The 13,207-nt window shown below is 69.6% G+C and carries 11 protein-coding genes; all 11 read left to right on the top strand.

Features of this window, described 5'->3' with window-relative positions; all coding sequences use genetic code 11:
- The first annotated feature begins 108 nt into the window (after window positions 1-108).
- The 11 genes from ureA (at window position 109) to ACWC5O_RS15390 (ending at window position 13,126) form a co-directional block, all read left to right on the top strand.
- Window positions 109-804 (top strand): urease subunit gamma, encoded by a 696-nt coding sequence (gene ureA / locus ACWC5O_RS15440; RefSeq protein ID WP_450587058.1) that lies wholly within the window; start codon window positions 109-111, stop codon window positions 802-804.
- Window positions 801-2,552, top strand: coding sequence for an urease subunit alpha (locus tag ACWC5O_RS15435; RefSeq protein WP_450587059.1), 1,752 nt, complete (start codon window positions 801-803; stop codon window positions 2,550-2,552). The genes ureA and ACWC5O_RS15435 overlap by 4 nt, the downstream gene beginning before the upstream one ends.
- Before the next feature lie 161 nt (window positions 2,553-2,713).
- Window positions 2,714-3,727 (top strand): agmatine deiminase family protein, encoded by a 1,014-nt coding sequence (locus ACWC5O_RS15430; RefSeq protein ID WP_450781000.1) that lies wholly within the window; start codon window positions 2,714-2,716, stop codon window positions 3,725-3,727.
- Between the two features lie 78 nt (window positions 3,728-3,805).
- Window positions 3,806-5,467: an ABC transporter substrate-binding protein gene (locus ACWC5O_RS15425; RefSeq protein WP_450587060.1), complete on the top strand. Its 1,662-nt coding sequence runs from the start codon at window positions 3,806-3,808 to the stop codon at window positions 5,465-5,467.
- Window positions 5,464-6,423 carry an ABC transporter permease gene (locus tag ACWC5O_RS15420; protein WP_450587062.1) on the top strand — a complete coding sequence of 320 codons (960 nt, stop codon included), beginning with the start codon at window positions 5,464-5,466 and terminating at the stop codon, window positions 6,421-6,423. Before ACWC5O_RS15425 ends, ACWC5O_RS15420 begins: the two co-directional genes overlap by 4 nt.
- The gene (locus ACWC5O_RS15415) at window positions 6,420-7,274 is read left to right on the top strand and encodes an ABC transporter permease (protein WP_450587064.1); all 855 of its coding nucleotides are present in this window, start codon (window positions 6,420-6,422) and stop codon (window positions 7,272-7,274) included. The genes ACWC5O_RS15420 and ACWC5O_RS15415 overlap by 4 nt, the downstream gene beginning before the upstream one ends.
- A complete protein-coding gene (locus ACWC5O_RS15410) occupies window positions 7,271-8,260 on the top strand; it encodes an ABC transporter ATP-binding protein (RefSeq protein WP_450587066.1) in 990 nt (329 codons plus the stop codon). Before ACWC5O_RS15415 ends, ACWC5O_RS15410 begins: the two co-directional genes overlap by 4 nt.
- A complete protein-coding gene (locus tag ACWC5O_RS15405) occupies window positions 8,253-9,050 on the top strand; it encodes an ABC transporter ATP-binding protein (RefSeq protein WP_450587068.1) in 798 nt (265 codons plus the stop codon). The genes ACWC5O_RS15410 and ACWC5O_RS15405 overlap by 8 nt, the downstream gene beginning before the upstream one ends.
- A 112-nt stretch (window positions 9,051-9,162) precedes the next feature.
- On the top strand, window positions 9,163-10,308 hold the full coding sequence (locus tag ACWC5O_RS15400) for an agmatine deiminase family protein (RefSeq protein WP_450587069.1): 1,146 nt from the start codon (window positions 9,163-9,165) through the stop codon (window positions 10,306-10,308).
- A 149-nt stretch (window positions 10,309-10,457) separates the two neighbouring features.
- On the top strand, window positions 10,458-11,909 hold the full coding sequence (locus ACWC5O_RS15395) for a purine-cytosine permease family protein (protein ID WP_450587071.1): 1,452 nt from the start codon (window positions 10,458-10,460) through the stop codon (window positions 11,907-11,909).
- 47 nt (window positions 11,910-11,956) lie between these two features.
- The gene (locus ACWC5O_RS15390) at window positions 11,957-13,126 is read left to right on the top strand and encodes an agmatine deiminase family protein (RefSeq protein ID WP_450587073.1); all 1,170 of its coding nucleotides are present in this window, start codon (window positions 11,957-11,959) and stop codon (window positions 13,124-13,126) included.
- The last annotated feature ends 81 nt before the right edge of the window (window positions 13,127-13,207 follow it).

Here is a 13,207-nt window from a genome sequence, read left to right as displayed (position 1 = left end):
ACATTGACTGATATTTCAGTCAGTGCGACAGTGGCGGTACATCCCACCCCTCAAACGGAAAGGAAGGGACGCCATGCGTGTGACCAGGTCCGTCAGCCAGGGGGCGACATGCCTCTGACCCCCACGGAGCGGGACCGGCTCCTTCTTTTCACAGCCGCCGAGCTCGCGCGGACGCGGCTGGGGCGCGGGTTGCGCCTCAACGTGCCGGAAGCGACCGCCCTGATCGCCGACACCGTGTGCGAGGCCGCGCGTGACGGCCTCTACCTGGCCGAGGCGCTCGACCGCGGCCGCAGCGTGCTCGGCCCGGACGACGTGCTCCCCGGCGTCACCGACATCGTCACGGAGATCCAGGTCGAGGCGGTGTTCGACGACGGTACCCGGCTGGCTGTCATCAGCGCCCCGTTCGGCGACATGGAGCACGAGGACGGCGGCCCGGGGGCCGTCCTGCCCCACACGGACACCCTGCCGGAACCGGAACCGCTGATCACCCTGGCCGTCCGCAACACGGCCTCCGTCCCGGTGAGCGTGACCTCGCACTTCCACTTCTTCGAGGCGAACCCCCGCCTCGACTTCGACCGGGCCGCCGCCTACGGCATGCGGCTCGCGGCCCCGGCCGGCTCGTCCACACGGTTCGATCCCGGCGCCGCCGCCGAGGTCGGACTCGTACCGATGGGCGGCGAACGGATCGCGATCGGATTCGCGGGCCTGGTCGACGGGCCGCTGGACGCGCCCGGCGCGAAGGCCGAAGCCCTTCGGCGCGCCGCCGCCTGCGGCTACCTGGGAACGGAAGGTGCAGAGCGATGAGCAGGCCCACCCGGCACAGTGACCACTGCGCGCCGGGCGGCAGCCGCCACATCGACCCGCACGAGTACGCCACCGTGCACGGCCCCCGTGCGGGGGACCGGGTCCGGCTGGGGGACTCGGGGCTCGTCGTACGGGTGGAGTCGGACTCGCAGAAGCCCGGCGACGAGTTCCTGGCCGGCTTCGGCAAGACCGCCCGCGACGGCATGCATATGAAGGCCGCAGCCGTCCGGGACACATGTGACGTCGTGATCACCAATGTCCTGGTGATCGACGCCGTCCTCGGCATCCGGAAGGTGTCCATCGGTATCCGCGAGGGCCGGATCCACGCGATCGGCCGGGCCGGGAATCCTGACACCGTCGACGGGGTCGACGTCGTCGTCGGAACGGGGACGACGATGATCCCGGGCGAGGGGCTGATCGCCACCGCCGGTGCGATCGACACCCATGTCCACCTGCTCTCCCCGCGGATCATGGAAGCGTCACTGGCCTCCGGCGTCACCACGGTCATCGGCCAGGAGATCGGGCCCAGCTGGGGCGTCGGCGTGAACTCCCCGTGGGCGCTGAACCTCGGGTTCAGCGCCTTCGACGCCTGGCCCGTCAACATCGGCTTCCTGGCCCGGGGATCCGCCTCCGACGAGGCGCCCCTGGTCGAGGCGCTAGCCGAGGGCGGTGCCTGCGGTTTCAAGGTCCACGAGGACATGGGCGCCCACACCCGCGCCCTCGACACCGCCCTGCGGGTCGCCGAGGAGCACGACGTCCAGGTCGCCCTGCACTCGGACGGCCTGAACGAGTGCCTGTCGGTCGAGGACACCCTGAAGGTCCTGGAAGGCCGGACGATCCACGCCTTCCACATCGAGGGCTGCGGCGGCGGACACGTCCCCAACGTCCTGAAGATGGCGGGCGTGCCGAACGTCATCGGCTCCTCCACCAACCCCACCCTGCCCTTCGGCCGCGACGCGGTCGCCGAGCACTACGGGATGATCGTCTCCGTCCACGACCTGAAGACCGACCTCCCGGGCGACGCCGCCATGGCGCGCGACCGGATCCGGGCCGGGACGATGGGCGCGGAGGACGTCCTGCACGACCTCGGCGCGATCGGGATCACCTCCTCCGACGCGCAGGGCATGGGCCGGGCGGGAGAGACCGTCCGGCGCACGTTCGCCATGGCCGGGAAGATGAAGGCCGAGCTCGGCCCGCTGGACGGCGACGGCCCGCACGACGACAACGCCCGCGTCCTGCGCTACATCGCCAAGCTCACCATCAACCCCGCCATCGCCCACGGCCTCGCCCACGAGATCGGTTCCATCGAGATCGGCAAGATGGCCGACATCGTGCTCTGGCGCGCTCCGTTCTTCGGGGCCAAACCGCAGATGGTCATCAAGAACGGCTTCCCCGCCTACGGAGTGACCGGCGACCCCAACGCGGCCACCGACACCTGCGAGCCGCTCGTCCTGGGCCCGCTGTTCGGCGCCCACGGAGCCGCTCCGGCCGAGTTGTCCGTCGCCTTCGTCAGTCGCGCCGCCGTCGAGTCGGGCTCGTTCGGCTCGCCGTACGACACGCTGGGCACTCGGCGCAGGCGGGTGGCCGTACGGGGGACCCGAGGTATCGGCCCGGCCGACATGGTGCACAATGCCCGCCTCGGGCAGGTGGACGTCGATCCGCGTAGTGGCCTTGTGACCCTCGACGGCGATCCGCTGCGCTCCGAGCCGGCGCAACAGGTCTCTCTGAGCCGTCTGTACTTCTTGTGACCCGTACGTCCTGACTGGACTTCCAAAACGACACCGCAGCTCTTGACTGAATTTTCAGTCGAGAGGATGCTGTTCACACCGCGTACCCGTTCCCGCGCTTCCGCCAGGCTGAGCCGGCCGCCGCCGACGGGTACCTCTGGCGAAACGAAGAGAGACCCGTGATGACTGCATTCCGTATGCCTGCCGAATGGTCCGAGCACGAGGGGTGCCTTATGGCCTGGCCCGTCCGGGAGGACCTGTGGGGCAGCGTGCTGGACGATGTCAAGGAGGAGTACGCGAACGTCGCCCGCGCCATTGCCGAGTTCGAGCCGGTCACCATGGTCGCGCCGCCGGGCCACGGAGAGGCGGCCGCGACGAGGTGCGGCGACGGCGTCACCGTGGTGGAGATGGCGCAGGACGACTCGTGGTTCCGTGACTCCGCCCCGCTCTTCGTGCTCGACGGCGAAGGCAACCGCGCCGGGGTCGACTTCCGCTTCAACGCCTGGGGCCGCAAGCACAGCCCGTACGACTCCGACGACCGGATCAGCGCCCTTATCCTGGAGCACCTCGGCATCGAGCGCATCGCCTCCGACATGATCCTGGAGGGTGGGGCGATCACGGTCGACGGAGGGGGCACGCTCATCACCACCGAGCAGTGCCTCCTCCACCCCAACCGGAACCCCGGCATGACCCGGGACCAGATCGAGACCGAGCTGAAATCCCGGCTCGGCGTGGACAAGGTGGTATGGCTGCCGTACGGCGGTCTGCTCGACACGGAGACCGACGGGCACGTCGACGGGGTCTGCGCCTTCGCGGCTCCCGGCAAGGTCGTCGTCTCCCTGCCCGACGACCCTGACCACCCCGACTACGCCCGGATGCGCGCCAACCGCGCCGTCCTCGAGAACAACACCGACGCCCAAGGCCGGCCGTTCGAGATCATCGACGTCCCGCAGACCGCGTTCGTCGACATGGTCGACGGCGAGGTCGAGGTGTCCTACCTGAACTACTACGTGGCCAACGGCGGCGTAGTCGTCCCGGTGGCCGGCCTGCCCCAGGACGAGGCCGCCCTCGCGGTGATCGCCGCGGCGTACCCGGGCCGCAAGGTTGTCGGGGTGCAGGCGGCCGCGATCGCGTTCGGCGGTGGCGGAGTCCACTGCATCACCCAGCAGATCCCCGCGGCCTCCGCCACCGCCTGAACCGAGAACGGACCGCTCCCGGAGGGCCGCTCCAGCGGCCCTCCGGCCCCGCACCCCTCACGGAAAGAGAGCGCGACGATGACCACATCCCTGCCTCCCGGCAGCACAAGCCCCGGCGGCAGGCGCGGACGGCTCGCAGTGACGACGGCCGCCCTGACCTCCCTCGCGGCCCTCGCGGCCTGCTCCGGTCCTCCCCAGGGCGCCGGGGCCGGCGGCACCGAGGTCAAGCTCTCCGCGTCCACGCCACCGGCCCGCGGCGAGATCGACTCCTTCACCTGGGCCGTCTACGCCGAGCCGCCCACCCTCGACTACACGGTGGCCTTCGACTACCCGCAGAACACGATCCTCTCCAACGTGTGCGAGAGCCTGATGCGCTGGACACCGGGGCTCACCCTGGAGCCGGGCCTGGCGCGGAAGGCGTCGAACCCGGACCCCACCACCTGGGTCTACGACCTGCGCCCCGGCGTCCGCTTCCACGACGGCAAGGTGATGACCGCCGACGACGTGGTCTACAGCCTGGGCCGGCAGCGGGACCCGGACAACGCCGCCGCCTGGGCGCAGAACTTCCAGAACGTCGCCTCCTTGCGGAAGACCGGCCCGCTCCAGGTCACCGTCAAGCTCAAGAAGCCCGACTCCCAGTTCCCCCAGTACATGGCGACCGCCGCCGGTGTCGTCGCCTCCAAGGCCGGCGTCGAGGCGGCGGGCAAGAACTACGGCACCACCGGCGACCTCGCCTGCACAGGCCCGTTCAAGCTCGGCACGTGGAGCAAGGGCCAGTCGATCGAGCTGGAGCGCTTCGACGGCTACTGGGGCAAGAAGGCCAAGGCGAAGAAGGTCGTCTTCCAGATCCTCACCGACCCCTCGGCCCGCACCAACGCTATGCTCAGCGGTGAGATCGACGGCGGCTACCTGATCCCCACCGAGAGCTACGGCCGCCTGCGCGACAGCGGCATGGGCACCCTGTACTTCGGCGAGGGCCTGAGCACGGTCAACGTCAACGTCACCGACATGAAGGGCCCGCTCGGCGACGTCCGGGTACGCAGGGCGCTGTCCCTGGCCCTTGACCGGTCCGGGTTCGTCAAGGCCGGCCTCGGCGGCGCCGGAACCGTCACCAACTCGCTCACCAGCCGTGCCGCCTGGGCCGGAGCATCGGAGGAGACCCGCAAGGCCGCGTTCGCCGCGCTGCCGCCCACCGCCCAGGACATCGAGAAGGCCAAGGCGCTGATCAAGGAGGCCGGTGCCACCGGAAGGAGCCTGACCGTCGCCACCAGCTCCATCGGCCAGGACGTCTCCCTTCTCGCCACAGCGATCCAGGCCGCCGGCACGCAGATCGGGCTGAAGATCAACCTCAAGACGATCGCCCCCAACGCCTTCACGGCGCTGTTCACCGACCCGAAGGCGCGCGAGGGCATCGACATGTTCCCGCTCACCTACTACGACTCGATCACCGACCCGCTGGACCTGCTCACGAACTTCAAGACCGGCGCCTACATGAACTTCGCCGGCTACACCGACAAGGGCTACGACGCGCTCGTCGACCAGGCGACCGCCGCGTACGAGCCGGAGCGGCGGATGAAGATCGAGGTGGAGCTGCAGAAGCGGGTCGCCGAGCAGTTGCCGTGGATCCCGGTCGCCGAGTGGCCCACCGCGGTCTTCCTCAACAAGAGGATCACCGGCGCCCCCACCACCATCGCGTACATGTACTACCCGTGGGCAGCCGATGTGGGGGCTGCACAGTGAGCTTCCTGAGATTCGTCGTACGCCGGGTGGTGGAGATGGCCGCCACCCTGCTCGGAGCGTCGTTCGTCGTCTTCGGCGCCATGTACCTGGCACCGGGCAACCCGGCCAGCTTCCTGCTCTCCGGCCGCTCGGCCTCCCCGGAGGCCCTCGCCGCGATCAACGCCCAGTACCACCTGGACGACCCCTTCTTCGTCCGGTACCTCCGCTGGCTCGGCGACATCGTCCAAAGGGACTTCGGCCGGTCCATCACCTACCGCACCGACGTCTCCCGGCTCCTGGCCGACCGCCTCCCCACCACGCTGCTGCTCGTCGTGATGGCACTGGTGGTGGTGGCGGTGGTCGGCCTGGCGCTGGGACGGGTCGCCGCCGTACGCGGCGGTGGCACCGACTCGGCCATCCTGGTCGGGACCACGTTCGCCGTCGGCACCCCGTCCTTCGTCGCGGCCGTCCTGCTCCAGGGACTCTTCGCCGTCAAGCTCGGATGGTTCCCCAGCAGCGGTTCCGGCGACGGCTTCCTCGACGCGGTCTGGCACCTCACTCTGCCCGCGGTCGCCCTCGCGCTCTACCTGATCGGCATGCTCGCCCGGGTCACCCGGTCCGCCATGCTCGAAGCCCTCGACAGCGAGCACGTCACGGTCGCCCGCAGCCGGGGAGTCCCCGAGAGCCAGGTCATCCGCCGCCATGTGTTCCGCAACTCGCTGGGCACCGTCCTCACCACCGGCGGACTGATCGTCTCCACCCTGCTGGTCTGCACGATCCTCGTGGAGACCGCCTTCAGCATCGGCGGCGTCGGCCAGCTCCTTGAGCTGTCCACCACGACCAAGGACTTCCCGACCGTCCAGGCCATCTCCTTGATCATCGTCGCTCTCTTCATGACCGTGAACCTGGTCGTCGATCTGCTGCTGCCCCTGGTCGACCCGCGGATCACGCTCGGATCGAGGAGCTCCTCCGCATGACCGCCGTCCTGACCCGCCGGCCCGGCCTCTCCAAGATCCGCACCGCCCGGTCCCCGCTGTACATCGTCTGCCTCGCCCTCGTCGCCCTCGTCACCGCCGCCGCGCTCCTCGCGCCGTGGATCGTGCCGTACGACCCCAACACGGTCGACCTCGGCAACGCACTGGCCGCTCCCTCCCCGGAACACCTGCTCGGCGTCGACGCCGCCGGGCGCGACACCCTCTCCCGACTGCTCCTTGGCGCCCGCACCTCGCTCCTGGGGCCCCTCGGGGTCGTGGTCTTCTCCACCCTCGCCGGTGTCGCGATCGGTATGGCCGCGGGCTGGCGGGGCGGCTGGCTCGACTCCGTCCTGTCGCGCAGCACCGAGCTGGTCTTCGCATTCCCCGGCATGCTCCTCGCCATCCTGAACATCTCGGTCTACGGCGAAGGACTGCTCGCCCCCGTCGTCGCCCTCTCCATCGCCTATCTGCCCTACGTCAGCCGGCTCACCCGCTCCCTCGTCCTGGCCGAACGCAAACGCCCCTACATCAGCGCCTACCAGGTCCAAGGGCACTCGGCCCTCCAGATCTGCCTGCGCCACGTCCTGCCCAACATCACCCCCGTCGTCCTCGCCCAGTCCACCATCAACTTCGGCTACGCACTCATGGACCTCGCCGGCCTGTCCTTCCTCGGCCTCGGTGTACCCGCGCTCACCCCCGACTGGGGCCGCATGGTCTTCGACGGACAGACCGCCATCCAGCACGGCTACCCGCTCTCCGCGATCCTGCCCTGCGTCTTCATCGTGCTGACCATCGTCGCCTTCAACGTGGTCGGAGAACGCTGGGCCGACTGTGTCGCCAGGAGAGACCGATGACCCCACCGACACCCGCACTCGACATCCAAGGGCTGCGGATCAACCTGCCCGGCACGGCCCGCCCCGTCCTCGACCGCGTCGACCTCCACGTCAACGCCGGTGAGACCGTCGCCCTCGTCGGCGAGTCCGGGTCCGGGAAGACCCTGACCTCGCGCAGTGCACTCGGGCTGCTGCCGCCCGGCGCCACGGTCGAGGGCGCCGTCCGAGTGAGCGGTCAGGACGTGCTCACCATGAACACCGACCAGCTGCGCGTCCTGCGCACCGGCACGGTGTCCATGATCTTCCAGGACCCGCGGGCCGCCCTCAACCCGCTGCGCCGCATTGGTGACTTCCTCACTGAGAGCGTGACCCTGACCAGGAGCATGAGCCGTTCGGACGCCACCGCGCGGGCCATCGAGCTCCTCCATGCGGTCGGTCTCGACGACTCCGCCCTGCGCACATACCCGGGCCAGGTCTCCGGCGGCATGCTGCAGCGCGTCATGATCGCCGCCGCGCTGATGGGGGACCCCGCCCTCGTCCTCGCCGACGAACCGACCACCGCTCTCGACGTCACCACCCAGGCAGAGGTCATCGCCCTCCTGGCGCGGCTCCGCGAACGCTTCGGCACCGGCCTGCTCTTCGTCACCCACGATCTCGACCTCGCCGCCGCCATCAGCGACCGCGTCTACGTCATGTACGCCGGCCGGATCGCGGAGAGTGGTCCCGCCGAAGCCCTCTTCGCGCGACCCCGGCACCCCTACACCTCGGCACTGCTCGCCTCCACCCCCCGGCTGGAAGCCCCTCTGGGAAGGCTTGCGGCCATCGACGGCCAGCCCCCCGATCTACGGCAGGAGCTGGCTGGCTGTCCATTCGCCGCCCGCTGCCACCTGGCCACGGAGATCTGCGACCGCCAGGCTCCCGAACCGCTGCCCGCGCCCGGGCGGCCGCACCATCAGGCCGCCTGCCACCACAGCGACCGTCTCGAAGGGAGCTCCGTCGATGCCTGAGAACGTACTGGAGGCCGTCGGCCTCCGACGCGCCTTCGGAACCGTCCGCGCCGTCGACGACGTCTCGTTCACCCTGCCCGAGGGCGGTTCCTTGGGCATCGTCGGTGGATCCGGTTCAGGCAAGACGACCACCGCCCGTATCGTCGTCGGCCTGGAGCGCGCCGACGAGGGGGAGGTACGGGTACGGGGCCGGGTCCGGCCCGCCCGCGCTCGCGGCAGGGCCCAGCGCCTCGCCCGGGCCCGCGAGGTGCAGATGGTCTTCCAGGACCCCTATCTGTCCCTCGACCCCAGGACCAGCGTCGAACACGTGTTGCGTGAAACCCTGCGTCTCCACTTCCCTGACACGGACCACGACCGGCGGATCCACGAACTCCTCGACCAGGTCGGCCTGGGAACCCGGGCCGCGGACGCACGGCCGCGGCAGCTCTCGGGTGGCCAGCGCCAGCGCGTCGCCATCGCCCGCGCCCTCGCCGTGGAGCCTGCCGTCCTGGTCCTGGACGAGGCGGTCGCCGCGCTCGACGTCTCCGTGCAGGCCCAGATCCTCAATCTGCTCGCCGATATTCGCGAGGAGACCCGGATCGGTTTCCTCTTCATCACCCACGACCTCGGCGTGGTCCGTTGCGTCACCGATGACGTCATCGTCATGCACCAGGGCCGTGTCGTCGAAGCGGGCCCCACGGCCGCGGTGCTCGCGGCACCGCGACACCCATACACGCGGCTCCTGCTGGAATCCGTGCCCCGCCCCGGCTGGGACCCGGAGGCCATTGCCGCCGCCCGCCGGGTGCTCTGAGCGCGCCGGACCCGGCACCGGGGGACCGAGCGGCGGCCGACGCGCTCAGCCCTGCCCATCCGGACCGGCCAACCACCCGAGTACGCAAGAAAGTCGACACAGGAGGTCAACCATGAACGATCACGCTGTCGCCCGTCACGCGGGCCCCGGCCTCCACAGACGCCGGTTCCTCGCGGCGGCCGGCCTGACCGCCGCCGGCGCCGCCCTCGCGACGGCCGTCCAGAGCCGCGCCGGGGCCGCACCGGCCGCCGGTGCCTTCAGGGTCCCGGTCGAGGACGTCCGCCACACCCGTACGTGGATGGCGTGGCCTGACAGCACCTCCATCTGGGGTGGCAGACTGAGCGGCGTCCAGGCGGACATCGCCCTGATCGCCCGTACGATCACGCAGTACGAACAGGTGGTGATGTGCGCCAACCCCGCCAGCGCCGCCAAGGCTCGCTCGATGTGTGGACCCACCGTCACCGTCATCGGCTCCATCCCGGTCGACGACTGCTGGATGCGCGACACCGGGCCCGTCTTCCGTACCGACGGCTACGGTGGTCTCGACGCCGTCGGTCTCAACTTCAACGGCTGGGGCGGCAAGCAGACCCACGCCAGGGACGCCCTCGTCGCCGAGCGGATCGCCGCCCATGTGGGCGTGCCGTTCACCTTTGCCGGCCTGGTCGGCGAGGGCGGCGCCATCGAACAGGACGGCGCCGGCACCCTGATGGCCACCCGCAGCAGCCTCCTGAACCGCAACCGCAACCCCGGGATGTCGGAACGTCAGCTGGAGCGGGCGATGTGTGAGGCGTACGGCGCCTCCAAGGTCATCTGGTTCGACGGCGTGTACGGCCAGGACATCACCGACGACCACGTCGACGCGACCTCCCGCTTCCTCGCTCCCGGCGAGGCCCTCGTGCAGATGCCCCTCGTCTCCGACAAGGACGCGTACGCCCGCGACGCGCGCCGGCAGTACAGCACGCTGTCCGCCGCGACGACCGCCACCGGTCGTCCGATGGACACGATGCGGCTCCAGGGCCCGGATTACGACAAGATCCGCTCCACCAACCGGGACTTCCTCGCTTCCTATGCCAACTTCTATCTCTGCAACGACGCCGTCATCTCCGCCCGGTTCGGCGACAGGAGGGCGGACGAGGCCGCGCGGGCGACCCTGGCCCGCCTCTACCCCGACCGTTACATCGAGCAGCTCGACATCGACCGCCTCGGCACGGGCGGCGGCGGTATCCACTGCGTCACCCAGCAGCAGCCCGCTGCCTGAGCACCTGCGACGGAAATTCACGTCGGAGAGTCCCGTCCCGGCCATTGACTGAAATTTAAGTCAATCTCTAGTGTGAGCGCACCAAAGGGCGCCGGCGGGTCACGCGGCGCTGTACCGATTCATGGACGCACCCCTGAACAGGAGCCCACATGGGGCCAGTTGCCTCGCAGACGCATGACTCCGCATCGCGTGCGGGCATCGAACAGCACTCGATCGACTGGGTGCCCCTCTCGGAACGGCACGGCAAACCGTCGAACGTCGGGGCCATCTGGTTCGTGGGCAGCCTCAACCTCACCGGCCTGGCGACCGGCGTCGTGACGCTGTCCATGGGGGCCTCGCTCGTCTGGACGGTGATCGCCACCGTCCTCGGGTCCTTCTTCGGCACCTTCTTCATGGCCTTCCACTCGGCCCAGGGGCCCCAGTTGGGGCTGCCCCAACTGGTCCAGTCCCGACCGCAGTTCGGCTACCTGGGCGCCGCGCTCACCGTGTGGGTCTTCGCCCTGGTCAACTACGTGGCCTTCAACACCTCCGACGCCCTGCTGTCCGGCCAGGCCATGAACCTGCTCACCGGGATCCCCAACGAGCTCGGCTATCTGCTGGCCGCTGCGGTCGCGACCGTGATCGCCCTGTTCGGGTACGAGTGGATCCACCGGCTGAACCGGTGGCTCACCTGGCCCTTCGTCGTGATCACCGCGGCGATCACCGCGGCCGCCCTCCTCGGAGGAGGTCTGCCGGAGGGCGCCTGGGAGGCGGGCCCGCTCGAACTCGCCCCCTTTATGCTGGTGTTCGTCTTCGCCGCCGGCTTCCAGCTGGGCTGGGCGCCGTACGTCTCGGACTACTCGCGCTACCTCAGGCCCGACGTCCCGGTGCGCAGCACCTTCTGGTGGACGTACCTGCCCAGCGCGATCTCCGGGATCTGGGTCTTCGTCCTCGGTGCCGTGGTCTCGGCCGGCGCCCCCGAGGGCGCCGACCCCGTGACCGCCCTGAAGCTGGCGGCGGACCGGCTGTTCAGCGGGTTCGGCACGGTCGCCGTCGTCGTCCTGCTCGTCGGACTGCTCTCCATCATGGCGATCAACCAGTACGGCGGCAGCCTCACCATGATCTCGATCGTGGACTCGTTCCGGCCGGTCAAGCCGACGAGGGCCATTCGCATCGTGTCGATCGGGATCATGCTGGTGGCCGTCGGGACGGTCTCCACCCTCGTCGGCATCGATCAGTTCAACTGGTTCTTCGCCAACGTGGTCGTGGTCCTGACGTACCTGTTCATCCCGTGGACGGCCATCAACCTGGTCGACTTCTTCTTCGTTCGGCGTGGCCAGTACGTCGTCAAGGAGATCTTCAACCCGCAAGGGATCTACGGCCGTTGGGGATGGCGCGGGAACCTCGCCTACGTGATCGGTCTGGCCTGCATGGCTCCGTTCATGGTCATCACCGGCCTCTTCGTCGGGCCCGTCGCCAAGCTCCTCGGCGGCGTCGACTGCTCGATCTTCATCGGCCTGCCGGTGGCGGGCGTCCTCTACTGGGCCTTCGCCCGAAGCCTCGATCTGGACACCGAACGCCGGATGGTCCGGGAGGAGGGGCTGCTGGAACGAGTCCACTGAGCCACCCGCGCCCGCACGTACAGAACCTTTGAGAGAAGGAGCACCGCGTGAAGACAGAGCACGACGGCGAACGACCCGGCATCAGCCGCAGAACCCTCCTGGCCCGAACCGGGGCGGCCGCGGCCGCCCTGGCGGCGGGACCTGTGCTCGGCGGCATCCAGCCGGCCATGGCGGCGTCCTGGCGAGTGCCGGGGGAGGACGAGTCGCACAAGCGGACCTGGATGGCCTGGCCGTCCAGCTACACGATCTGGGGCAACCTGCTGTCCAAGATCCAGGCGGACATAGCCAAGCTCGCCAAGGAGATCGCCAAGTACGAGCCGGTCGTCATGTGCGCGGACGGCTCGTCGGCCGCCTCGCAGGCCAGGACCGCGTGCGGGTCCACCGTCACGGTCATCAGCTCCATCCCCGTCTCGGACTGCTGGATGCGGGACACCGGCCCGCTGTTCCGCGTCGACGACGCAGGCGGTATGGACGCCTTCGGCCTCAACTTCAACGCCTGGGGCGAGAACGCCACAAGCTTCTACGGCATCCCCGCCTCCGCCTACGACAAGGACCGCGTGGTCGCGCAGAAAGTCGCCGCCTACACGGGCGTCCCGTTCGCGAAGGCGTCCGTGGTCGGCGAAGGCGGCGGCGTGGAATACGACGGCGACGGCACCCTGATGGCCACCGAGAGCTGCTGGGTCAACAGCAACCGCAACCCGGGCAAGACGCGAAGTCAGATCGAGGCGGAGCTGCTGTCCCGCTTCGGCGCCTCGAAGATGATCTGGCTGCCCGGCGTCACCGGACAGGACGTCACCGACGGCCACATCGACGGCACCGCACGGTACATCAGGCCCGGCGTGGTCATGGTCCAGCTGGCCGGTGCCGTACGGCCGGACGTCTGGTCCGAGAACGCACAGGCCATGCACGACGTTCTGGTGAACGCGACTGACGCCAGGGGGCGCCGACTGCAGGTCCTCACCATCGAGGGGCCGGATGTCCTGCCTCGGATCACTCCCGGCAAGCAGGCCCAGTTCCTCAGCTCCTACATGAACTGGACGGTGACCAACCAGGCGGTGATCACTGCACAGTTCGGAGACACCGCCAAGGACGCGGCGGCCAAGGCGGCGATCGCGGCCGCCTACGGAAGGCCCGTCGTCCAGCTCAACCTCGACAACCTCTACGGCAACGGCGGCGGTGGCGCGCACTGCGTCACGATGCAGGAACCCAACTGCTGAGCGACCGGCCCGGGTCTCGCTCCCGAGACCCGGGCTGTTCCGCCCCCGCCCGTGAGAACCGCTGGTGAGGCACGCACCACC

The organism is Streptomyces sp. NPDC001450, assembly GCF_053597295.1.
Note: the sequence above shows the minus strand (reverse complement) of the source record. Positions and strands in the feature narration are given on the sequence as shown.

What these genes read in the sequence shown, in the direction of transcription:
- ureA (WP_450587058.1), top strand. Translation starts at nt 109, where the DNA reads ATGCCTCTGACCCCCACGGAGCGGGACCGGCTCCTTCTTTTCACAGCC.
- ACWC5O_RS15435 (WP_450587059.1), top strand. Translation starts at nt 801, where the DNA reads ATGAGCAGGCCCACCCGGCACAGTGACCACTGCGCGCCGGGCGGCAGC.
- ACWC5O_RS15430 (WP_450781000.1), top strand. Translation starts at nt 2,714, where the DNA reads ATGACTGCATTCCGTATGCCTGCCGAATGGTCCGAGCACGAGGGGTGC.
- ACWC5O_RS15425 (WP_450587060.1), top strand. Translation starts at nt 3,806, where the DNA reads ATGACCACATCCCTGCCTCCCGGCAGCACAAGCCCCGGCGGCAGGCGC.
- ACWC5O_RS15415 (WP_450587064.1), top strand. Translation starts at nt 6,420, where the DNA reads ATGACCGCCGTCCTGACCCGCCGGCCCGGCCTCTCCAAGATCCGCACC.
- ACWC5O_RS15410 (WP_450587066.1), top strand. Translation starts at nt 7,271, where the DNA reads ATGACCCCACCGACACCCGCACTCGACATCCAAGGGCTGCGGATCAAC.
- ACWC5O_RS15405 (WP_450587068.1), top strand. Translation starts at nt 8,253, where the DNA reads ATGCCTGAGAACGTACTGGAGGCCGTCGGCCTCCGACGCGCCTTCGGA.
- ACWC5O_RS15400 (WP_450587069.1), top strand. Translation starts at nt 9,163, where the DNA reads ATGAACGATCACGCTGTCGCCCGTCACGCGGGCCCCGGCCTCCACAGA.
- ACWC5O_RS15395 (WP_450587071.1), top strand. Translation starts at nt 10,458, where the DNA reads ATGGGGCCAGTTGCCTCGCAGACGCATGACTCCGCATCGCGTGCGGGC.